The sequence below is a fragment of the Tangfeifania diversioriginum genome, from assembly GCF_900141875.1.
GTDB classification, from domain to species: Bacteria; Bacteroidota; Bacteroidia; order Bacteroidales; family Prolixibacteraceae; genus Tangfeifania; species Tangfeifania diversioriginum.
Map to the genome: position 1 here is coordinate 16,028 of NZ_FQZE01000012.1, position 24,325 is coordinate 40,352.

Genomic DNA, 24,325 nt, shown 5'->3' on the forward strand with positions numbered 1-24,325 from the left:
GTTTAAAAAAAGCACTGCAAAACGACTTAAATCAAAACTTTAAAAACCTAACTAATAAACATTTGCAAAATCCAAAGGTTCACATTCAAAAAAAATAAATTAAAGAGTGAATTTCATACTATTTTTCTTGAATTGAGGCTATCAGTTTCGCCAGTTCGAATGAAAAATTGTAGAGCAGTTCCCTGCTGTATTTCATAGAGTTTTCCAACGATAGTGGCTGGTTTAAAAAACTAAATACTCCGTTGAATGCTTCTGATGCCTCTCTTTCAACACTGCCGCCAATTGCAAATATAGGCTTACCGTTTTGATGTGCCAGCCTGGCCACAACAGCGGGAGCTTTGTCGTTAAGTGTTTGTGCATCAATTTTTCCTTCGCCGGTTATTACGCAGTCGGCCCATTTTACATGAGATTCAAAATTTAATTTCTTCAAAATGAATTCAGCACCGGGCACAATTTCAGCGTTTAAAAAGGCAATCAGCGGCAGAGCTATTCCACCAGCCGCACCGGCACCGTTGAGCGACGACAGCTTTTTACTGCTTTCTTTTTCAAGAATTGCACACCAGTTTTTCAAACCGTCTTCAAGTTGCTGAACCATTTGCGGAGTTGCCCCTTTTTGCGGGCCGAAAACAGCGGCAGCGCCATTTTTACCCAGCAAAGGATTGTTTACATCGCTGATAATTTTCAACGACACATTGTTGACATAAGAAGCAGGACTTTCAATCCGATCAATTTTTTGCAGATTTTCTCCGTTACCGTGAAGCAAATTATTTTGGTTGTCGAAAAACCTGAAACCGAGTGCTTCAATCATCCCCAAACCGCCATCAACAGTAGCACTTCCACCCACCCCAAGCAAAATTTCAGTACACCCATTTTCAATTGCATGTGCCATGAGCTGCCCGGTGCCAAAAGAGGAAGTTTTCATTGGATTCAGTTCACCGGAAGATAAATGTTTCAACCCCGAGGCAGCAGCCATCTCAATTATGGCTGTTTTCCCGGAGAGGGCATACCCCGACTGAATTTTTCTTCCGAGTGGGTCATCAACTGTTGTGGTAATTTTTTGGGCATGCATTGCCCTGCCCAAAACCTCCCCTGTTAAATCGCCGCCATCGGCAACAGGGACTTTCCGTACAGAAAATTCCGGTGAACAATCCTGAAAAGCTTTTTCAACCGTATCAGCAAATTCAAAGGCATTCAGGCTTCCCTTCATCGAATTTGGTGCAATTAATATCTTCATTTTTCGCCTCTTGAAACTGAAGTAATTCCTTTTACTTTTCTCATTTTATGCAGCAAAAACTCAAGGTGATCGAGGTTGTAAACCGATATTTTCAATATCCCCTCAAATTTTCCCTTGTCGGAGTCAATATTGATTGAACGCAGCTGAGCGCCCGTATCTTTTGCAATAATATGCGAAATTTCTGAAACAATTCCTCTTTCGTCGGTACCCGAGAGGTAAAGGGTTGTGATAAACGCCCCGGGGCTTTCGGTGTTTTTCCACCTGGCTTTAATCACACGATAAGGGAAACGCTCTTTTAGCTGGGGTGCATTGGGGCAACTGTTGCGGTGAATTTTTATCCCTTGATTAATAGTTACAAACCCAAAAATGGAATCGCCAAAAACCGGGTTGCAGCAACGGGCTAGCTTGTAGTTCACATTTTTCAGGTGATTGTCTATAATTAAATAGTCTTCTCCCCCATCGAAAGTTAAATCCTGCAGCTCTTTTTTGGGAAGAAGATCTTCCACTTTACGCCGTGTTGATTCCACTTCCGGCTTTTCAGTAATAATGGATTTAACCTCCAGCGGGTCAATTTTTCCTTCGGCCAGTGCGCAATAAAAATCGTTGGCAAGCTTAAAACCGTATTTTTTCAGCATTATCCGGATGGCTTCATCGTTCAAGTCGAGTTTCCAGTTTTTAAACTTGCGCAGCAACATTTCGCGGCCCTGTTCGGCTTGAATTTTCTTCTCCTCGTTCAAACTTGCTTTTACACGGCTTTTGGCCTTGGTGGTAACCAAAAATTCGAGCCAGTCCATTTTGGGTTTCTGGTTGTTGGAAGTGTCGATGGAGACCAAATCGCCGTTTTTCAGTTTGTATTTCAGGGTAACTTTTCGCCCGTTCACCTTCCCCCCCATGCATTTATCGCCCAGGTGTGAATGAATTTCATAAGCAAAATCGAGCAGTGTAGAGCCCGACGGCATTTTCTTCAGATCGCCTTTTGGAGTAAAAACAAATGTTTCGTCGCTGTAAATATTAGTACTGAAATGGTCGATAAAATCCACCACATTCAGTGACGGGTTTTCCAGAATTTCGCGAATTCCGGCCAGCCAGGAATCGAGTTCGGAGCTGTCTTTTCCGCCTTTGTAGCGCCAGTGTGCCGCCAGCCCTTTTTCTGCCACCTCGTCCATCCGTTTTGTACGAATCTGTACTTCAACCCAACGTCCCTGCGGCCCCATTACTGTGGCGTGCAACGACTCGTATCCGTTCGATTTCGGGATGGTAATCCAGTCGCGCAGCCGCTCAGGATTGGCCTGGTATTGCTCGGTCACAACCGAATAAACGGTCCAGCAATCGGCTTTTTCATTTTCAAATTTCGAGTCAAGGATAATCCGGATAGCAAATAAATCCATTACTTCATCGAACGACACCTTTTTTTTCTGCATTTTATTCCAGATAGAAAAAATCGACTTGGTACGGGCTTTCATTGAAAATTTAAACCCGCGCTCCTGCAACGTTTTTTCCACCGGTTTAACAAACTCGGCCACAAATCCGGCGCGTTCACTTTCGGTTTCTTTCAAACGGTCAACAACATATTTATACCCTTCCGGATTCCGGTATTTCAGAAACAAATCCTGCAACTCTGAATTGATGGCATATAATCCTAACCGGTGAGCCAGCGGTGCATACAGGTGGGATGTTTCGTTGGCCAGCCGGATTTGGGAGTTGGCATCATAAATGTGAAGGTTGCGCATTACCTGCAACCGGTCGGCTGTTTTTATCAGAATAACGCGCACATCGCCGGCCAGTGCCAGCAGCAGTTTCCTGTAATTTTCAGCATGAAGCTCAACGGTATCGGTACCAAGCGCATTTATTTTTGCCATCCCCTCGAGAATGGAATAAACCACCTGGTCAAAACGCGATTCAATATCTTTCCGGTCAACTTTTTTATCGAGGCCGGCATACATGATGTTATGCAGCAATCCGGTAATGACAGAATCAGGCTCGAGGCCAATTTCTTCGGCAATAATTGTGGCCACATCCAGCGAGTGATTCAGAATATATTCACCCGTGGCAAACTGCTTATCGCCAATAATTTCCCCGGTAAACCGGAAAGCCTCATCTAACCGCTGCATTTCAGACGCATCCCAGTTCATCCGGCAAAATTCCTTCAGATGTTCGTAGCGCGTGTAAACCTGTTCCGTTAATTCCATGGTTGCGTTCTAATTCTTTTCATCTTTTTCGACCCCCTAAATCCTCCCATAGGGACAAGCCCGAAGGGGACTTTAGGATAGTGCTTTAAACTTATTTAGCATTTCATAGTTACAAACTTTCATTTTGGCACGCCCCCAATAATCATCTGTAAGATGATTGGCTCCTCTCCCTTGGAGAGGTTGGGAGAGGTCAGGGCTCCTTCAATTCTTCAACATTCTTTTCTATAATCTCAATTACTTGTTCAATATCATCTTCAACTTCCTCATTTGTAAATCTTAGAACTTTATATCCTAACAATTCAAGCCTGCGCGTTCTTTCGGCATCTTCTTTCTTTTGCTTTAAATGAATTTTTCCGTCAACTTCAACAATCAATTTTATTGACAATGCAACAAAATCAGGAATATAAAATTCAATAATATGTTGCCGCCGAAATTTAACGCCCAATTTCTTATTCCGTAAATAATGCCATAATTTGATTTCCGCAGGAGTCATATTTTGCTTCAACCTGTTTCTTTCATATTTATAGGTTGGATAAAAGCTTTTGCTGGCAGTTAACCAACGGGGTTTTTTGGATTTATCTTCCGGATTTTGGTTCATCTCTAATTCTTTGCAAGTTCTTTTTGCCCCGACCCCCTATATCCTCCCATAGGGAAAGGCCTGAAGGGGGACCTGGGACAGTGCTTAATGTTTATACAGCATTTCAAAGTTACGAACTTTCTTTTTGGTACTTCCTGACCCCCTAAATCCCCCAAAGGGGGACCTGGGGCGGTACTTTAAGATTGTGAAGCGTTTCTAATTTGCAAACATCTGTTTTTGCACTTCCCCAATAATCATCCGAAGGATGATTGGCTCCTCTCTGCCAAAGGCATCCCTTACGGAGCTTTGGAGAGGTTGGGAGAGGTCAGATTTCTTCACTTCCTGACCCCCTAAATCCCCCGAAGGGGGACCAGGGACCGTGCTTTAAATCTTGTGCAACATTTCAAAGTTACGAACTTTTAATTTAACACTTCCTCAATAATCATTCGCAGAATGATTAGCTCCTCACCGCCAGCTTATGGTGAGGTTGGGAGAGATCAAAAAAGGCTGCTCAATGGCAGCCTTTCACATATCTTTGTTTCGATAAATCTTTATTCTGCTGCCTGAGTTTCGTCAACAAAAGTGCGCTGGCGCAATTCGCGGTCGAGCATAAAAATACCATTTCCTTTTCCTTCAATTAACTTCAGGTTATCGAGAATTTCAGTTACGTTGGCTTCCTCTTCCACCTGCTCGTCAACAAACCATTGCAGAAAGCTGTGCGTGGCATGGTCGCGTTCCTCGGCAGCAATGTCAACGAGGTTGTCAATCATAGCTGTTACTTTTTGCTCGTGCTCCAGTGTTTTTTCCACCACGTCAATCACGCTGTCAAATTCGGTGGGCATCTGTTCTATTGCTTTCAGTTTTACCCTGCCGCTGCGTTCGTTCACATAGTTAAAAATTTTGTTGGCATGGGTCAGCTCTTCCTGGTATTGTACATACATCCAGTTGGCAAAACCGGGCAGCCCTTTTTCTTCGAACCAGGCCGACATCGACAGGTACATCAGGGCCGAGTATTGTTCCGCGTTAATCTGATCGTTCAATGCATTTAACATTTTTTCTTTTAACATAGCTGTAACATTTTTTATTTTGGTTTAAAAGTATGAAATAATGAACATATACAAAAAAGAAAGGTTCAGATTTGAACCTTTCTTAAAATAACATTATTTCGGCACTATTAAAAAATAGTGGTGGTCAATTTATTCAACCGCATGTCATATTTCAGCCAGGACAAGGCAAGTATAATAAACTTATTCTCGTCTATTCCACTATTCCACATTCCAACTCCTGCGCAGGCAATGTAAATATAGCAGATGTTAGGCCTCTTATTTCAGGTGTGTGTCACAACAACTAACCTTTGCTATTCATTATTATAAATTACTTTACCGCTGTAAACTTCGTCCCCAAAAATCATTCTGTATAAATATACAGTATTTTTCATGTTTTTAGGTTTGAAGTCTGCATTATAAATTACTCCTCCTTCAACATTTTGTTCAAATATTGTACTCACTAATCGGCCTTTCATGTCAAAGATATCTACACGAGCATAGGCTGACTCATTTGGAGTAAATTCAATTCTTAATCTTTCAGAGAAAGGGTTCGGATAGACATTTATAGCCATTAATTCTTTTTCAGCAATAATTTGTTGGTCAGCTGACACAACAACAGATTTGCTTTGTTTTGAATGTATAACTATTGATCCGAAGATATTGGTTGTTATAAGATTATCGTAAATAATCTCATCATCATTGTTCTTATCCCAAATTTTTATTTTGAATTTATCATACCCCAGTCTTGCTCCGTCAGTAACCGTAATTAAAAACCCATAATTACCAGATCCATTAATAGTACCGGTTCCCTGAAATTGTGCATGTGTGTTATCTGTAATTACTAACCATTCAAAAGCAGTGCCTGAAAAGTTTAAACCAGCACCAGGAATCTGAAATTGAACATGACCACTTGGTACTGATCTGCCTTTTTGATATTTAACTACAAAACCAAAAATAGCTTTTTGCAATATTCGAGATAAATAGAAATGAGTTTTAATCAATTTGTTCATTTTTTTCATTCTATGCTTAAATCCAAAACTATTAAAAACTGGTAAGCGCCAACTAGCTACAAAAGCTCCCGGAGGTGAAAAGAGCAATCCTCCGCCGGTGACAAAACCACCATTAGGATCGCAAACTACAATATATTCATAAATTTTGTTTAAAGTATTTCCACAAATATCGGTAAGATTAACTTCTATTGTATAAACACCGGGAGAATTATAAAAATGACTTTGAATAACGTACCCGCTATCTACATCCGATAAATTTGAAAAAGATTCATCTCCCCAGTCAACTTGAATATCTACAGGATAATCAGATGAAAAACCAACCATTAATTCAATACTTGAACCTGTTTCAACCGGGAAATCAGATGAAACATTCAATGAATCAACTTGAAATGTTTCTGGTTCCGGCTGGGGCACAACGATTGATATTTCATCTTCACAACCATTTGCATCAATCACTTTGAAATTATGAGAACCTGCCGAAACAAGAAATTCCCCAGTTCCTGAGTAAGGAGGAACTCCTCCGGCAGCAGTAACAAAAACTGTTGTTACACTGTTTTCGCATAAAAGAGGTTCAAAATGTGCATCTGCTTCAAGTTTCGCCGGAATAACAATTGATCCACCAATCAAAAAATTTGCCGGGTAAACAGGCACACCCCCGGCACCGGCAATTTCGCAGTTTCCTGTATTGGGAATATCCAACCATTCCATATTCGTAGAACTGGGACCAGTGCCAATTACTTTAAATCGCACTTCAAATAATACTTCACCATCAGCTAAATTAATTTCATCACCAAAAAAGGCCAGTGCGAAATGTCCGTTTTCTCCATTACTAATTGCACTTGAAATAGAAGAATTTAAAGACACATCCTCATATTCCAGCTTTGTATAATCGTAATCAAATTTTAAAGATATGGCACCTACATTTGAAAAATTTTTAACCACAACCGGAATTACAATTCTGTTACAATCGATATAATGGGCATTATCCAATAACACCTCATGATTGAGTGACCAGGCATTAACAGAAATAATTACCAGAAGAAAAAAATTAATCAATTGTTTTTTCATTGGCACAAATTATTGAAATAAAGGAATTTTAAAGGACTGAGTTTTATTTCTCTCCAAGTCCTGAATATGCAGCAAATATATTCCGGGATCAAAAGCAGACAGTTGAATTTTATTATAATTCCCCTGGATTAAATTTTCATTTTTTATCAATCGCCCTTTCAGATCATACAGTTTGGCTATTGTTTTTCCACTTACATTTCCATCAACAACGATTTGCTCATTTCTGTTAAAAAATACTTTTAAATCATTTTCAGTGTATATCAATTCTGCATCTGTTGCCACATACTTTACATGCAACACAAAACGATCTTCACTGCTGAAATCAGCTTCAATTTCAACAGTATAGTTACCCTCAGTCAAATCAGTAAGCATTTCGTTTTGGGTATCCTCCAAGATAACTTCAGCACTGTTTGGCATGTTGGTTAAATCGGCAGAAAAAACAACCTCACCTCCGATTTCAAATTCAAGTCCTATCGGAATTATCGTCTCGGAATACTCAACTATTGGAAGGGCCTGAATGGCAAAAGGAACATCATTTTCACCTGCCATCAGCGTATAAACAGTCAAATCCGTTGTGCCTGAAAACAGTGCAGCATCATAAGTAGGATCGAGGCCAGTTGTCATTCCATCTAAAAAGGAGAGTAAAGTTGAAAAATCCGTTTCACCCGATGATGCATTCAAACGGACAAAATGATTACCCTCGCTTGCTGATTTTTGTTGCAACAACGGATTGTGCGCCTGCATTCCAGAATTAAAACCTACAGACGATTCTCCTGAATTCATTTTCACAAAAAATGCCTGTCCCTGCTGAATATCCATTGGTGCTGATGCATTTGAAATAACTTTAAATTCCCCGGCATATCCGTTTGATTCGTCCGGCTCATTCCACATATAAATGGCACCGTAAGCAGGATCGAGTTTTTCAGCATTCTCACTTAAAAAATCCGATTCATTTTCAGTTGCAGAATTTATACGAATTGCAGATGTATACGGATTGCCAATAAAATTCCATTTTTCAGCAGCAACCGCAATATTTTGGTCACCTGTTTGAACGTTTCCTGAAAATTCTACCTGATTGCTGTCAGACAAAAGCATAAAATATCCTTTACCGGTTTCTATATTGCCGGAAGCTGAAGTCGTGAAATTATTGTTCCAGCTTTCAGAAGAAGCATCAAAATCTGTAATAGATCTTTCCGTACCATTTGCAAAGCCAATTCCTGTATTTGTGGTTAAAAAATCAGCAATACCCTGACCATTTAATGGGGGTGCAATCATTTGCCAGGTATTGGGTTCAATAAATTTTTGGGCTTTTGCAATGCCCGAAACTGATGATGCCAGCAGTGAACCGGTTCCTGTTTCGTCTGAATTTATTATCAATCTTTTGTCAGAACCAATATCAGTTGTTCCATAAACCGTTAACTTCCCCGATGGTGGAACCGATAAGGTAGCCGATGGGTGAATCCTGAGGTTGTTAATATTTGACAATAAGTCATCAGGGATAGTTGCATCTCCTTCCCAAACCGATGTATTTACAACTTTTGTCCAGTCCAATCCAAGAATCTGGCTCCATCCGGCTGCCGAAAAAATCCGGCCAACAAAAATGTCGGTCAGGTTTTCTGATGCGTATCCATTTGTAATAGCATAGGAAGAAAACCACGGCGCAGCGGAAAGTTTGTAAAGCTGGTTGCCGTTCATTAAATCTTGATCGAAACTGATGCCGGCAACTCCTGTGTTTGAAATAATCAACGCTTTGATACTGACCAGCGTTTTATACTCGGTGGAAACTTCAGCAAAATCATTATTGGTGGCCCCGAGGTTTTGTGCAGACTCATCGCCATTAAAATTTATTTCTGCTGAATTGCCCGAGACAGTAAAATCAACGGTATATTTTGAATTGCCAAGTGAGTTGTTTCCCTGGAAAAGCATTCCGGGTGTTGCCGACCAGTTTGTTTCGGTTGCACTTATTGTTGTACTTTTAAAATCGATGTTTATCCGGCTTTTCCACAACCATGTTTCCGAAACATCTGCTTTTACCTGGATATCGAATTTTAAAAAGTTTTTTGTGCCTTCGTTAATAATAGCCGGGTTTGCAAGCCTGAAGCTAAGTACGGCATCGCCAACCGAAATAACATTTACTTCCATCGGTTCTGATTCTTCACTTAGCAAACCTTCTTCATTTATAGTTTGAACCGTGTATGAACCGGTTTCAGTTACCACAATGCTTTTTGTTGTATCTCCGGTTGACCAGAGGTAACCGTTGCCTGTGCTCGAAGTTAAGGTAACTTCCTCTCCTTCATAAAATGTAGTAGGTCCATCTGTAGTAATTATAGGTTTGGGGAGTTCTTCCTCCGAAACAATCCCGTTGTTGTAGTGATCCGATGTTGGCATATCATCCAACACACTTGCACCAGGATCGGTAAACTCACACGACGGTCCGTTTTCAAACCAATTTAACTGTGCCGGTCCTTTTTGAAAAGTAAATACGTATTCTACCAGTGTGCTCCCATCTTCCAGTGTTACTCCTTCATTTCCTGATTTAAACCAACTCACTGTCAATCGGTGAACTCCGTCACCTAAATCAATGTCGCCAATATCAAAAGTTCCACCAAGAGAGGAATTCTGAGTACCCGATACAAACTGAATTTCATCGTAATTGTAATCGAGCGTTAAAGTAAACCCTCCAATGCTATCGAAGTCAGACACCGTTACAGGCACTGTAACCTGCTCTCCCGGTTCGGCATTAAACACATTACCCATAGTAATAACCGGCGCATTTGCTCCCTGCACATTAAATGAAAGAACTAAAAATACTCCCACAAAAAGGAAATAGTTTAATACCTGTAAGTTTCTTGTAAATTTCATTTTGATAGTTTTTCTTCTGTATTTTTCTCGTGTTTATTAGACCTTTAGGATTTTTCGGACTCAATTTATTATTTGTTTTTTACAATATAAAATTTTTATACTAAAAAATACCAAACCTATGTTTTTAAAAACAAGAGAAGAGCCAATTGCCCTTCTTTTGTTTTTTAAGTGGTTTAATGTTATTTAATAACGTTAAGCTTAATGGCTCCTACCATAATGTCACTTTCATTTGTCAACCGCAGTTTTGCAACGTACATACCGGGCAGCAAATTACCTCCACAATTTTCGATGGTGTACTGACCTGCCTTTTGATTTACATCCACAACTGAAGTTACCAACTGACCCAACTGGTTGTAAATACTGATGTTTACTCTTCCATCTTCAGGAATGGCATAACTTAAAGTAGTTGACCTGCTGAACGGATTCGGATAATTGCTGAATGACAATTCATCGATGTTCAGCTCTTCGTTCACACCCACCAAACCGTTCCCGGCTTTGGCAATTAGCAGTGACGCACCTCTTATTGGATTGAAATTGCCGTCGGCAACTTCGTTCAGTGGATTATTAACTAGGCCAATGTCCATTATTTGTCCTTCGCTTACCCCTTCGCCCGACTTCAGTTGCAGGGTAACCAACGCTTCGTTTGCGCCTACATATACCGGGTTGAACGAGTTCCAGCCAATGCGCAGTTCGTTGTCTTTCACCGCCCATATTGCCGGCACTTCGCTTCCGTTTACTTTTACACCCATTACTTGTGCAAAGTCGGATGGTAAATCAAGTATCAGTGAAACAGCGCCTACTTCCATGGCAAATTCAGAACGCAGTGGCAAATTAAATACCTGGTTTTCTTCTACGTTCATATTGCGGTCAGCACTCAGGCGCACGGATGAACCTGCCGATTTCAAGGTCGGGCCAAAACTGCCGTTAAAATCACCGGTAGCCATTGCAAGAATGTTTTGGCTTACATTTGCACCGCTCACAGTAACGGTCATATTCCTTGGCAAGGTAGAAGGATCACTTGCATTATTGCTTATCGTAAGACCTTCTAACCAAAATGACCACGGATTTCTGTCAAATGATTCCCCCGTTACAAAATAACTTTGAATTCTTTGAGGATCCACGTGGTTAATATTGTAATCATTGGTCACATCACCTGCGAGGAAATTCACGTATTCGATGGCACCTCCTGATGCATTCCATGCATTGGCAGCACCGGCATCGGTGGCATTAATATAGCCCACTTTACTGGTATCTGAGGCAACAATTGTATAGTCACCTGCGCAGAGATCGGAGAATTCGAAGGCACCGTTTGGTTCTGAAGTAACTGTACTTCCTACGGAATTACCACCAGCATCTAACAAATCTACAACAACATTCGCCATCGGACTTTGACCAGCGTTATTGTATATTACGTTACCACTGACAGTTGCTTTTTCAACTGTGAATTTTGGATAACATTCTGTGGTATTTCCGGCATCATCAGTTACTGTTATTGTAACAGTGTATGATGTTTCATCAAAATCCATCCATGTTCCGGAAGCCGGACTTTGCACGACGGAACTCACCACCCCGCAATTATCCGATGCTTCAACATTCGCAGTAAAATCAGGAAGTTGTACGGAACAACCATCGGTAACAATGGCAGATCTGTCAGGCGGGCAGGTTGTAATTACCGGACCTTCGTTATCTTCTACAGTTACTTTAAAACTGGCGGAAGTAACGTTATTCGATTCATCAGATGCAGACCATGTTAAAGTTGTAACACCTTTCTCAAATACAACACCTGCTAAAGTTTCAGACCCGTTTCCTGTAGTTGCGTCAGTTAACTCATATTCAACAGAAGATGCCAAAATATTTGTACAGTTATCTGTTGCAGTAGCAAAATCAAACTCATTACCAGTAACGGTGTAAGTACATACTCCGTCATCAGTTGATACAATCTGGTCTTCAACCACTTCCAACTTAGGAAATTCTGTATCGCTGACGGTTACATCAAATGTACATGTCTCTGCATTCAATGCCTCATCAGTTGCCTTCCAGGTAACAGTAGTAACTCCTTTTTGAAATAAAACATTGTCCAATGTCTGGTAACCGGAACCGGTTGTTGCACCGTTTAATACGTATTCGACAGAAGCAGGTGAAATAGTGGTACAATTGTCATCGACAGCCAAAAAATCAAACTCGCCGGCTTTTGCGGTGTAGGTACACACGCCGGGATCAGTTGATTTACTTTGATTGCCCACGCAGGTTATTGAAGGCAACTCTGTATCATTTACAGTTACCACAAACGAGCATGTTCCAACATTTCCGGTTTCATCCGTTGCCTTCCAGGTAACGGTGGTTTCACCTTTTCCAAATGATACCCCGTCCATTGTTTCAGAACCAGTGCCTGTTGTTGCACCTGATAATTCGTATTCAACATCAGCATTTAAAATATCCGTACAATTATCATCAACGGTCAAAAAGTCAAACTCATTACCAACAACTGTGTATGAACATGCCCCGGCATCTGTTGCTTTGGTTTGTACTCCAACGCATGTTAAAACAGGTAACTCCGCATCTGCCACAGTTACTGTAAAACTACAGGTAGATTTGTTTCCCTGTGAATCTCTAACCTCAAACGTATTTACAGTTTCTCCTACAGAAAAAAAGGAACCACTGGGTAATCCTGCCGTTTGTGTGGTAACCGGGTTTGGACAGTTATCTGTACCTATCGGAGTAGCATACGTTACAACTGCTCCGCATTCGCCGGCATTATTATTAACAGTTATATCGCCCGGACAAATTATCTCCGGCATTTCATCGGTAATAATGGTTGCTGAAAAATCATAGAATGAACTTTCGTAAACCGGTGCTCCTCCTTCGCCTGCAAATTCGCAATTTCCCGGCACATCATCGGCCCATGTAAGTTCGAAAGGCGTGCCAGCCAGAGAAGGTTCAACCACAAAATGCAAGGTAAACAGTGCCTCCCCATCGGGTATGGAAATCGGATCACCATGATATCCCAGTGTAAATTCCCCGGCTACTGCAGCATTTGTATTATTTACCGTTAAATACGTGGTATTTAATGTAACTCCGGCATAAATCAAATCTGCATTGTTGTAATTTAACTTTAAGGAGATGGCTCCGACATCGGTAAAATTACTGACCGTTATTGGCACATCGTAGGTACCACAGCCGGTTACAACCGGTCCTTCAATGGTGGCCTCTACCGTGTTTTCTGTAATTAAAGTATTTGAATCGAACAATTCAGAACCGGTAAATTTAGCAAGCAATGAAGGCGGACCTGCGCCAAAGAGTAACACGAATACTATTAAGTTTAGTAAACGCTTTTTCATAGTATTATATTTTATATGATTAAAAGGAATAAAGAAGACGGGAAAATCCCATCTCCTTTATTCTTTGAATGTTATTTACTTAACAACATTCAGTTTTATAGTGCTTACCATGCTCTCGGTACCATTGGTCAGCATTAATTTGGAAATGTACATTCCGGGTTGCAGTTCATCTCCGCAGTTGTTAATTGTATAGCGGCCTGTCCGCTGATTTTCGTCAACAATTGTTGTTACCAACTGCCCCAATGCGTTGTACACACTGATGTTTACTTTTCCGTCAACCGGTATGGTGTACATTAACGTCGTCGATTCGCTGAACGGATTCGGATAGTTACTGAAAGTCATCTTGTCAATATCCAGGTCCTCATTAATATCAGTTAATCCGTTGCCTACACGGGCTACTTTCAACGCTGCATTTTCAATCGGTTCAAAGTTTCCGTCCGCCAGTTCATTCAGCGGGTTGTAAACCAGGCCGATATCCATCAACTGTCCTTCTGTAAAGTTTGCAGAAGTTTGCAGTTTCAGCACTACAAATGCATCGTTTTCCCCCACGTAAACCGGGTTCAGCGAGTTCCAGCCAATGCGCAATTCATTGTCCTTCATTGCCCAGGTTACCGGCACTTCGCTTCCTGCTATTTGTACACCGGTTACCTGCACCACATCTTCAGGCATATCCAGTATCATGGACACAGCACCAACTTCCATAGCAAATTCAGAACGCAGCGGTAAATTAAATACCTGGTTTTCTTCAACGTTCATATTCCGGTCGGCACTCAGGCGCACAGATGAACCTGCCGATTTCAAAGTCGGTCCAAAACTTCCGTTGAAATCACCAGTGGCCTGTGCATACAGGTCATGTGTGACATCGCCGCCTGATATAACAACTTCTATTGCAGCAGGATGTGGTGGAATTGCATTAGAGGAGAAGGGATTATAGTTACTGTGAATTACAGAACCAGCACTCCAATATTCCCAGGGTTTAGTAAATGAACCTCCAAAAACAAAGTAATTCTGAATTGCCTGAGCATCCGTACTGTTTATCAGTAAATTATCATTGACATCTCCTGCAAGGAACTGAACGTATTCAATATCTCCGCCGGCAGTTCCCCATGCATTGGCTGCACCGGCATCGGTAGCGTTAATGTAACCTACCTTACTGGTATCTGAGGCAACAACTGTATAGTCACCTGCGCAGAGACCGGTGAATTCAAAGTTACCCGGATTGGTTTCTGATGTTACAACATCATCTCCCACCTGATCATCGTTAGAATCAAACAATTTCAGCACAACGTTGGCCATCGGTGTTTGTGCGGTGTTGTTGTACATTACTGTTCCGCTGAGGGTATTTCTGATTACTGTTACTTTTTGGGTACATGTTACAGAATTATTGCATTCATCTACCGCAGTCCAGGTGATGAAATTTTCCCCCTCTGTCAAATTGCCAGTAATGTCATTGGATATCTGAATATCAACAGCATCACTGCAGTTATCTGTAGCAGTAGCTACGCCAATGCCTGAACCTATTGCGGGATCGTATTCGCAACCATCATTCATTTTTACGGCAATGGGTGGTGGACAGGCAATTGAAGGTGGAGTGTTATCCTCAATATTTATTGTTTGGTCCACTGTTACTGAATTGTTTGAAGCATCGGTTACAGTATAAGTACGTGTTACAACAACCGGGCAGGTTCCTGCTGAAGCATCACTGTAACTTACTGTCATGTTTTCATCCAGTGTGCAGTCATCAATTATAACACCCATAGCTTCCAATTCCGCTACCGTAGTTTTAGCCACGGGCACATCAGCATCTGTACAACCTTCTTCGGTTAATACATCTAAAGCCTCTGTTATAGTTGGAGCTGTTACGTCTGCATCGGTACCCACTACTACTACCTTCTCTTTTGAACATCCGTTATCAGCGGTAACTAATAAATTATAAGTTCCGGCAGCAAGCCCGGATATATCTTCATCCGGCGAAGTAAACCCATCAGGCCCCGTCCAACTATATGTATAGGGCGAAACGCCATTTGTAACGGTAACATCAATAGCTCCGTCATCCGCACCACCAGGACAGCTTACATTTGTTACCACAGCATCTATGGAAATGGCACATGCAACACAAGCAGTAGCCGGTTCAAATCCAGGACCGGATGCAACTGAATTGGTTCCATCAACCAGCCATGGCACTACTGTAACATCACCAAGGCTTTTTTCTGTAACGTCGGCCGCAAACCAGTTACAGGTTGCATTAACTGTTGCTCCGCTAACAGCATTTAAAATTCCCGGTGATAAACTGGTAAAACTGTTGTTATTAACACTGACAGTTGCAGCACCAGTATTGTCTTCTACTTTTACTCCCACACCGGGTATATCAGTGTAAGTTGATACAAGATTGTAAATGAGGTTGTTTTGAACCAGTGCACCCGGTGTATTGCCTTCGAGGCCTACACCATGTACCCAGTATCCGGAAAGATCATGGATTGTATTGTATTCTACTACCCCATCAGTTACTTTGCCGGTACTATTTGCACCAACATTTAAAATAATACCGTTAGCACCTCTTCCTCCTGAAGCATAATCCAATGCATTATTTGAATTTACCTGCGAAATGGTGTTGTAACCAATATACAAGTTGGTAATATCAGTTGTAGCAGTTGAAAAACCAACAGCAATACCACTACCACTATGGGTATTACCGGCATTGTTAATATTGGAAATACAGTTATGCTGAATTTTTACATCATCAGTATTTGCTGAACCCATACTAATTGCTACTGCATGCACATTACCGGGAGTGCCGGAGGTACCCACATCGTTTACATTATTGTATTGCAACAGCAGATTATTGTTTCCTGTTGAATTAACAGCATAATTACCTGTTGGATTGGTAATTTCGAAACCATCGATGGTTACACCATCTGAAGCCACTGATACGGCAGCTCCACCTGTTCCTGCAATGGTACTCTCAGCACCACGTGTATCGCAGGCAACGCCAGCATTAGCACCTAATAATGTTACGTCTTTATCCACTGTTATATTCTCCGAATATGTGCCCTCTTTTACATGAATAACGTCATTTACTGATGCTGCATCAATACCATATTGAATTTTAGCTCCACTCTCTGTATGAGTCACATAAACATTGCCTGCCTTAATATTAACAAATCCTGATATTGTTTGATCGTCAACGCTATGCCAAATTCTATCTTCAATATCAAACAATTCTGAAAGTACAGCACTAGCCGGATTACCTTCCGCAAATGTACATTGACTTGCATCAATATTCTGATTCGTATAATCAGCAATATTATATCCAAAGGTTACTGGGGCAGTTGAAGCACCAAAAGTTTCTGCTCCAAGAATCAAATTACCAGCAACATCATATGCATAGTAGTTTTGGTCATTACCCGAAATATTATTACCCCCGGTCAAAGACACTGCTCCACTCTGATACAACAGTATTCCACAGGCCCCCCAATCCCATTGACTTCCTTCCTCATGAAAGGAATTGCCTGATATTGTGTTTCCTCCTAAGGTAGCAGTTGCACCTCGACTCACTTGGATACCGTTTTGCGCAGTAACATCGGTTGTACCTGTACCAGTAATTGTATTATTAGTAATTGTTGCATTAGAACCAGAATTATCAACGACAATTGCTCCTTTTTGGTAACCCGAAATTATATTATTATGAATTATCGCCGTTCCTGAGCTTGATAATGCATTTCGACCAATCTGTATTGCGATTCCATTTTGACATCCACTAAAAGGATTATCACGAATATCCAGAATATTATTATCATGAATATTGGCATATGCACCATCGCTCACAAAAATTCCTCTACCGATAGAACCGCAACCAGATGGTCCTGGCCCCTCAATAGTAAATCCACTAATTTCTGTACTTATACCAGAACCATGAACATATACAATATTGGATAAAGCATCAGAAGCTGCAGGCAATGTCGAAGGTGCCTGGATAAAAGTACTATTTTTATCAGCACCTTTTAAAATAACTGATTTATATACATCTACGCTTTCGACATATTCTCCTGCCGAAACCTCAATTACATCTCCATTATCTGTTTCATCGGCATCAATTGCATCCTGAATTTTACAGTATTCTCTGCCAGTATCCACATTTTTTACAGGGCGTTCAGGAATTACAACACCTGTAACATCATTAAATGTGCTTGTATAAACCGGGGTGCCGCCAGGGCCTGCTAACTCGCAATAACCCGGACTGCTTTTATCCCATGTCAAATCCGTTGTGGAGTTTCCGGCGGTTGAAGATAAAATATCAAAATGCAGGGTGAATAAAACATCGTCGTCATTCAGGGTAACAGCATCTCCAAAGTATGCTAATCTAATTTGCCCTTTATTTTCACCCTCTTGTGTTCCTGTTTCCCCCACTTGTGTTGCCGATTTTATAGCTGTATTTAATGTGACATCGTTGTACGAAAGCAAGACGTCATCGTAATTTAATCTTAATGAAATGGCACCAACATTGTTAAAATCCTGAACAGTTACCGGAACATCAAGGGTTCCGCAATTTGAAGATGCTAAAGGACTTTCTATATTAACAGCATAGTTTAAACCGCCAACACATGCGCCACCTTGTGAAATATTATAAGGTATAAACGTTATACTCGCATCCATTTTAGATGAAATAACCGATTCATCTGTTGTTCCAAACCAGTTACATGTAGCTGTAATTGGATTCGAGTCACTAAAAATAAAGCCGGGATATGATCCTGTAAAATTGTTTTCAGTAATGGTATAGGCTCCAGCCCCACGAACTCGCAGAGCGTAAGCATAGCGAGTTGTTGTTCCACTAAAAGTATTCCCTGTGATTACATTTGTTCCAACAAGATCCAAAGTTACCATTGTATTTCCCTGTTCAGTTGGAGATATTGTATTTCCGTTATCATCAGTAATACTCATTCCCCCGGCAATACCGGAAATAATATTATTAGTAAATGTAAAATTCTGAGTATTTGTTGTACCTGAACCTCCACCAAATGTTACCAACTGTCTAGGAACATTAGGCAAGCTAAATTGTGCACCAAAACCAACACCTGCCGGGTTAGCACCGGTAAATGTTTGTCCTGTAATTTCATTATTGGTAATGGTTATATTGTTATTGGCTGCATTGTATTCGCCTAACAAAGCTGCATCGCCTCGTGCTTCAATAATATTCCCCTCAATTGTAATATTATCCTGTGCTCCCTGAAAATAGATTGCTGCTTTTTCCAATCCGGCTGGGCCGTCAATACCTTTTATGGTAAATCCTTGTCCAACAGCCCCAATAGATATTCCATTGCCTCCGGGTTTTAGAAGTATTGTTCCTAATTCAGACCCAGAGTTGTCTCCATCAATAATTGTTGATGAAGCTCCATTTTCAGAAATCAAACTAATGTTATCGCTAATAGTAACATTCTCGTTGTATGTGCCATCAGCTACCTTAGCAACACTTCCAGCTCCGGCCTTATCAATAGCACCCTGAATGGTTGAAAAAATTGCTCTGTCATACCATTGACCTGTTATCAATTCGGCATAAGCACCTCCGTCAAAAGTATTCGCGGAAAGCATTGCATCAAAATCTGCTGTAACACCAGTCGCTGCTGAAATGTACCTGCTTCCGTTAGAAAAATCATTTCCAGTTATCGGAACAGCAAGTACGGCTCCACCACCTAATCCAATGCCTCCATTATCAAAAGCGTTGTTGGTAATGCTTAAGCCATCTACATTCTCTGTGCTTCCAACCCCATTGTTTACAAAAAGGTTACCAGTTATTGTTGCGCCGTCTACCCACGCGAAAGTACTGCTACCAGCTAATGAAATGCCAGTAACCCAGTTTTTAATGATATTGTTTTCTATTGTTACATTATCCCTTGCATTGGTATTGGCCACCAAAATTCCTCTCATTGTTAGATTTGTAGTCTGAGCTACATTGGCTCCATCGATAACGAGTCCTTTGATTATTACATCATCTGCTTCAACACGGGCAACTCCTTCAATAATTGCCTCAGCAGCACGGCCGGCATCATTTCCATTTAATGCCTCATTCGGCCCTTGTAATGTTAGTCCAGTCTTGTCTAAAATGAAACTTTCATTGTAGGTTCCCGCTGCAACATTTATTATGTCGTTAGCACTGGCTGCAGTGATAGCATCCTGAATCGTAGGTTGATCTGTGGGCACATTAATCGTTGCCTGTGCCCATGTAGTTTGCATTCCCGTAAATAGGAATATTAGAACTACGGAAAAGCTTAGTAATAATTTTTTCATAATTGAAAATTTTTAGTTTTTAAAATTTGTTTGTTTCGGTTGAATAAATAATACCGGGTGGTATTAGTCTCCGGGGCTTTTAAAAAAGCCAAAGCTTTCAACCCGGAGCGGGCGGAGAATAGCGGACAGGATTTATGGTCCGTGCGGATTAAAGAGAAAAGTCAGTTTTTTCATTGTATTGGCATTTTTAGTTTTTAGAAATGAGATTTTTTAATTTTTATTGAAGGTATATATTGAGTGATTTTTTATAAAGGTGATTGATTCCGCTTGCAGATTATGGCTGAAGGTTTCAATGGAGTAAAGGAAAGCCGGTAAATTTTTCATAAATTCATTTTTTATCACATAACAGTTCCGTTTCAATTCCCCGGCAAGCCATACAATAGAGTGGCAAGTCGGGAAGTTCGATTCGCTGGCGGCTTTATTTTCCGATAAAGTCTTTAAATGGGTTTGTTACATGTCCGGATTTATCTTCCCGTAAAATCCTATTCGAATGTATGGTGAAGTTTTGGCATAGGAAATACGTAATTTCCGCATCGGCATTCTTTACCTACGTGGGATTACGTATTTTTAACAGGATTAGGCATTCTTCAAATAATGTTGTGTCATTTTGGGAATTTTTGAAAAATTTTGGGACAAAAGATTATTTTCAATTTCCCTGCATCCGGAAAAATTTAACGCTGTCAGGTCCGGTGACGTTGACAGGTTATGGGCAGCAGACTTACTGCACTGCGTGGTTTATTTCTTTGGTGTCAGGGTGTCGAGCAACTGTCAAAAATGCACATTTTACCCCCCTGGACGGTTTCATTTTTGTACGTCCTGACCCCCTGCCTGCCAGCCGGCAGGCTGGAATCCCCCAAAGGGGGACTTTTGATCCTGCTTCAAAAATTATTTAGTACTCTAAAATTACAAACTCATTGGGTTGAACCTCCCCAATAATCATCTGCAGGATGATTGGCTCCTCTCCTCTGGAGAGGCCGGGTGAGGTCTATTTCCTTCACTACCAACCCCCTAAACCCTCCCACAGGGACAGGCCCGAAGTGGACCTGGGACAGTGCTTTAAGCTTGTACAGAATTTCAAACCTGTAAACTCTTAATTTTGTACTTTCCCAATAATCATCCGAACGATGATTGACTCCTCTCCGCCAGCTGGCGGAGAGGCTGTGAGAGGTCAAATTCATGCTCAAATTTAGACTTTAATTGAAATTCACACCTTTTTTGTGTTGCATTGCATAAATGGCTTCGATGATGCTGTTGGAATCGGTTTTCGACATTATATTGGCGCGGTGTTTTTCCACGGTGCGTTCAGAAATATGCAGTATATTGGCAATTTGTTTAATGGGCACCCCCTGGGCCGACCAATATAGCACTTCTTTTTCGCGGGGAGTGAGCCAAACAGCCTCTTTTTCTCCCGTTTCTGTTGCATCCCGTTTTAGCTCTCCGCTCAAATCAGGTGTATTGTCGATTCTGCTAATTCTCTGAACCGGCATAACTTCGCCCATAAATTTGTCTTCTCCCAGGTATTCGGTATAAACCAGGTGCACATCAAATTTTAAAACGGGATTGTGCTTTAAGGGAAGTGCTTGAAACAGGCACTGGTCTTTTAAACCGTTCATACATTTCCGGAAATTCATTTCGTTGGTTTCAGGATATGAAATATCAAATACATCCTCAATTTTAGGCAGCTGTTCTACATCCACCGGCTTCCGTACCAGTCGTGAAAAAGCACTGTTAATTTTTAATATTTGCTCGTTTTGAGTAATAAACTTTGCCACAGGACTCTTTTCGAATGATTGGTGAAAACCTGGGGTATCGAAAAATTTCAGTTTCTCAGCTTTATCAATCTGATGCTGAATTTTATTAATTACTGTAGTTTCATCAAAAGGAAAAATAATAAAATTATCCACTCCCATTTCAAGCCCGATAAGCACATCCTCTTTCTGGTAATTAGGGAGGTATAGAAAAAAAGGCATACACCTTTTAATCAGCTCGGGCTTCAATGTATGATACAATTGCAGTCCTGTTTTTCCCCCCACCTTATTATGGCATATAATTAAATCGGGGGTGCATTCAATAATTTTTGACAAAGCCTCCTGTGCGTCGTGAGCAAGGCAAATTTCAAAACCACTTTTTATTAATAGCTCTCGAAATGGCAGATGATTTTGATCTTCCCGTGCAACAATCAACAGAATTCGACAGTTTGAAGAGTCCATTGTTAGTTAGATTTTGGTTTTCCTGGTTTATTTTTTGACCCGTATTTCGAACCAAATCTATAAATAATTAGTGAAAACACCTATAAGTAATTTTACTTATTTCCTGAATATCAAATATATTACAACAAATTAAAACTTAAAAACCCCGCAAAGGCCGATGTTATAAATGGATTGTTCTTTTTTGAAGATTCAGCTTCTGAAATCTCTTTTCGAGGTGCGACCGAAATATTTGTGTTAAACAACATCTTTTTACTGACTCTGCCGTAAAGTCAATTTTTTAAATCTGCCGTAAAGTCAATTTTTTAAATTAACATCACCATAGTATTTATGGTTGAACGACAAAAAAAACATGACTTTTATCACCACCCCCATTCCAATTCCTTAACAAATAATTCACAAAAGGTTTTGAACATGTCGAAATGATATTCGAAAGTTTTTATGGCTGATAGTTTTTTTATATTTGCGCCCTTTATTTGAAACCCGATTTTTATTACCGGAAAAGCATGAAGAATATAAAATTTATCAGCGCCAAAGATGCAGTTAAAGTCATTAAGTCGAATGACAGAGTTCACCTCCACAGTGTAGCCGTTACACCACATCCGCTTATTAAAGCAATGTGTGAACGCGGCAGAAACAAAGAGTTCAGAAATGTACGTATTCAGCACATTCATACCGAAGGGCATGCCCCGTATGCCGATGCTGAATTTGAAGGTATTTTTCAACTGGAATCGTTTTTTGTGGGAGCCAACGTCAGAAAACAAACCCAAGCCGGTTATGCCGACTATATTCCTGTATTTTTACAGGAAACACAGCGGTTAATACGCGAAGGCTACCTGCAGGTTAACGTAGCTATGATTCAGGTTTCAACACCCGACAAATTTGGCTTTGTATCATTGGGGACATCGGTTGATGCCACCCTTGCAGCGGTTGAAAAAGCCGATACGGTTATCGCCATTGTAAACCCAAATGTACCCCGTGCGTTTGGCGATGCCATGATTCACATCAACGAAATCGATCTCTTTGTGGAAGACGACAGCCCGCTGATTACTGCCGAACCCGGCCCGATTAGCGAAACCGACCGGAAAATTGGCCGCTATGTGGCTGAACTGGTTGATGACGGCGCAACTCTCCAGATGGGAATTGGTGCCATCCCCAACGCTGTGCTCTCGATGCTGGGGAACCACAAAGACCTGGGCGTGCATTCCGAAATGTTCGCAGATGGTATTTTGCCACTGGTTGACAAGGGTATTGTTAACGGCAAGAACAAAAAAACGGACAAAGGGAAAATGGTAGCCACCTTCCTGATGGGATCGAACAAACTCTACGAATTTGTTGACGATAACCCCGGAGTGGCCATGCAGGATGTTAAATACACCAACCGCGTAAACGTGATTGCCAAAAATCCGAAAGTAACGGCCATCAATTCAGCACTGCAAGTTGACATAACCGGCCAGGTTTGCGCCGACTCAATCGGCACCAAATTTTACTCCGGCGTTGGCGGTCAAATCGACTTTTTGCGCGGTGCCTCATTGAGTAACGGCGGAAAACCCATTATTGCCATGCCCTCGGTAACAGCTAAAGGAATCAGCAAAATTGCCCCAATACTTACACCCGGTGCCGGTGTTGTAAGCACACGTGCCAACCTCCACTGGCTGGTTACCGAATTCGGCGCAGTAAACCTTTACGGGAGAACATTGCAGGACAGGGCAAAACTCATCATCTCAATTGCGCATCCCGACCACCAGGAAGAACTCGACAAAGCTGCTTTTGAACGGTTTGGCCCACACTTCCATTTTGTTTGGGATGAAAACAGTGACGGCAACAACTAACAAATGATAATAAATCAGGCAGACTTAGTTCTGCCTTTTTTAATTTTGCACGTTTTACCTTTGTGCTTTTCAATATTAATTAATTCTGAAATTCACCAGCCAAAATGAATTGTTTTTAATTTTTATTGACCCCGGGCAGTAAAAAGAATAATTTTGCACATACAATTTTCTGGGAAACAGTATTTTAATTCAATCTAAATAAGAAATAACAAAGTTTCCGGGAAAGGATTTTTACAACTACAAAAACTATAATTTTTAAAAATCAATAAAATGAATATTTCACATATAGAACACATCGGAATAGCAGTTAACAGCCTCGACGAGGCCATTCCTTTCTACGAAAATATGCTGGGATTAAAATGTTACGCTGTGGAAGAGGTGAAAGACCAAAAAGTAAAAACCGCCTTTTTTATGGTGGGGCAAACCAAAATTGAACTGCTGGAATCAACCGATCCGGAAGGTCCAATTGGTAAATTCATCGAAAAAAAGGGACAGGGCATTCACCACCTGGCCTTTGCCACTGAAAATGTGGATGAATCGCTCAGCGAACTGGAAGAAAAAGGAGTCCGGTTAATTGACAAAAAAAGCCGGAAAGGCGCCGAAGGCCTGAACATTGGGTTTCTTCACCCAAAATCAACACTTGGGGTATTAACAGAAATTTGTGGCAAAGAATAGCCAAG

General features: G+C 41.0%; 12 protein-coding genes. 3 read left to right on the forward strand and 9 right to left on the reverse strand.

Annotation, left to right across the window (positions count from 1 at the left end; translation table 11 throughout):
* Window positions 1-118: 118 nt before the first annotated feature.
* The 8 genes from BUC07_RS09205 to BUC07_RS09240 all read right to left on the reverse strand — a co-directional run bounded on the left by BUC07_RS09205 (window position 119) and on the right by BUC07_RS09240 (window position 19,606).
* Window positions 119-1,234: a glycerate kinase gene (locus tag BUC07_RS09205; protein ID WP_073168628.1), complete on the reverse strand. Its 1,116-nt coding sequence runs from the start codon at window positions 1,232-1,234 to the stop codon at window positions 119-121.
* Window positions 1,231-3,423, reverse strand: coding sequence for a RelA/SpoT family protein (locus BUC07_RS09210; RefSeq protein WP_073168630.1), 2,193 nt, complete (start codon window positions 3,421-3,423; stop codon window positions 1,231-1,233). The genes BUC07_RS09205 and BUC07_RS09210 overlap by 4 nt, the downstream gene beginning before the upstream one ends.
* Before the next feature lie 190 nt (window positions 3,424-3,613).
* On the reverse strand, window positions 3,614-4,021 hold the full coding sequence (locus tag BUC07_RS09215; RefSeq protein ID WP_083578181.1) for an endonuclease domain-containing protein: 408 nt from the start codon (window positions 4,019-4,021) through the stop codon (window positions 3,614-3,616).
* A gap of 530 nt (window positions 4,022-4,551) precedes the next feature.
* Window positions 4,552-5,067: a ferritin gene (locus BUC07_RS09220; protein WP_073168632.1), complete on the reverse strand. Its 516-nt coding sequence runs from the start codon at window positions 5,065-5,067 to the stop codon at window positions 4,552-4,554.
* A 290-nt stretch (window positions 5,068-5,357) separates the two neighbouring features.
* A complete protein-coding gene (locus BUC07_RS09225) occupies window positions 5,358-7,124 on the reverse strand; it encodes a cohesin domain-containing protein (RefSeq protein ID WP_073168634.1) in 1,767 nt (588 codons plus the stop codon).
* A gap of 9 nt (window positions 7,125-7,133) precedes the next feature.
* Window positions 7,134-9,986, reverse strand: coding sequence for a T9SS type A sorting domain-containing protein (locus tag BUC07_RS09230; protein WP_083578182.1), 2,853 nt, complete (start codon window positions 9,984-9,986; stop codon window positions 7,134-7,136).
* Window positions 9,987-10,165: 179 nt separating this feature from the next.
* On the reverse strand, window positions 10,166-13,324 hold the full coding sequence (locus tag BUC07_RS09235; RefSeq protein ID WP_073168637.1) for an HYR domain-containing protein: 3,159 nt from the start codon (window positions 13,322-13,324) through the stop codon (window positions 10,166-10,168).
* 75 nt (window positions 13,325-13,399) lie between these two features.
* Window positions 13,400-19,606 (reverse strand): right-handed parallel beta-helix repeat-containing protein, encoded by a 6,207-nt coding sequence (locus tag BUC07_RS09240; RefSeq protein ID WP_083578183.1) that lies wholly within the window; start codon window positions 19,604-19,606, stop codon window positions 13,400-13,402.
* A gap of 494 nt (window positions 19,607-20,100) precedes the next feature.
* Between BUC07_RS09240 and BUC07_RS09245 the strand changes: the two genes are divergently transcribed.
* A complete protein-coding gene (locus BUC07_RS09245) occupies window positions 20,101-20,499 on the forward strand; it encodes a hypothetical protein (RefSeq protein WP_139279525.1) in 399 nt (132 codons plus the stop codon).
* 300 nt (window positions 20,500-20,799) lie between these two features.
* Here BUC07_RS09245 and BUC07_RS09255 read toward each other — a convergent pair whose 3' ends face one another.
* Window positions 20,800-21,576: a response regulator transcription factor gene (locus tag BUC07_RS09255; RefSeq protein ID WP_175552506.1), complete on the reverse strand. Its 777-nt coding sequence runs from the start codon at window positions 21,574-21,576 to the stop codon at window positions 20,800-20,802.
* Between the two features lie 743 nt (window positions 21,577-22,319).
* Here BUC07_RS09255 and BUC07_RS09260 point away from each other — a divergent pair.
* Together BUC07_RS09260 and mce are read left to right on the forward strand one after the other, a co-directional pair.
* Entirely contained in the window at window positions 22,320-23,645 is a 1,326-nt protein-coding gene (locus BUC07_RS09260) for an acetyl-CoA hydrolase/transferase family protein (protein ID WP_073168831.1), read from the forward strand.
* 270 nt (window positions 23,646-23,915) lie between these two features.
* Window positions 23,916-24,320 carry a methylmalonyl-CoA epimerase gene (gene mce / locus BUC07_RS09265; RefSeq protein WP_073168647.1) on the forward strand — a complete coding sequence of 135 codons (405 nt, stop codon included), beginning with the start codon at window positions 23,916-23,918 and terminating at the stop codon, window positions 24,318-24,320.
* The last annotated feature ends 5 nt before the right edge of the window (window positions 24,321-24,325 follow it).